Here is a 619-nt window from a genome sequence, read left to right as displayed (position 1 = left end):
ATGAATACCGCATCTGAGTATGGTTTCGGTGCAATTATTGCGTCATTACCGGGTTTTGCCATGATTAGTCATGCAATGAGCAGTACTTTTACAAATCCACTAGTAAATGGGGCTGTGACGACAACTGTTCTAGCAGGTATTACTGGTTCAGCTTCTGGTGGTATGAGTATCGCTTTAAGTGCGATGGCTGAACAATATAACGCCGCGATTTTAGCTGCGGGTATTCCACCAGAAGTCATGCACCGTGTGGTTGCAATGGCATCAGGCGGTATGGATACCTTACCGCACAATGGTGCTGTTATCACTTTACTCGCTGTTACAGGTTTAACTCATAAACAATCGTATAAAGATATTTTTGCAGTCACAGTAATTAAAACATTAGCGGTATTTGTAGTGATTACGGTCTTTACCGTAACAGGTATTGTTTAAATCAGCACGTTATAAGTATTAAGGAGTAAATAAATGACAAAACTTTTAGACGGTAAGGTCGCTTTTATTACAGGTTCTGCAAGTGGTATCGGTCTAGAGATTGCTAAGAAATTTGCTCAAGAAGGTGCCAAAGTTGTTATTTCTGATATGAATGCTGAAAAGTGTCAAGAAACAGCAAACTCACTTAAAG

General features: G+C 39.7%; 1 protein-coding gene and 1 pseudogene. Both read left to right on the top strand.

Annotation, left to right across the window (positions count from 1 at the left end; genetic code table 11):
• A pseudogene (locus tag ABD296_RS49860) lies at positions 1-429 on the top strand (GntP family permease); the annotation flags it as partial.
• A 33-nt stretch (positions 430-462) separates the two neighbouring features.
• The coding region (locus ABD296_RS49855; RefSeq protein WP_344285652.1) for an SDR family NAD(P)-dependent oxidoreductase at positions 463-619 on the top strand (157 nt) is incomplete at its 3' end.

This window comes from Actinomadura napierensis (assembly GCF_039529375.1).
Classification (GTDB): Bacteria; Actinomycetota; Actinomycetes; order Streptosporangiales; family Streptosporangiaceae; genus Spirillospora; species Spirillospora napierensis.
Note: the sequence above shows the minus strand (reverse complement) of the source record. Positions and strands in the feature narration are given on the sequence as shown.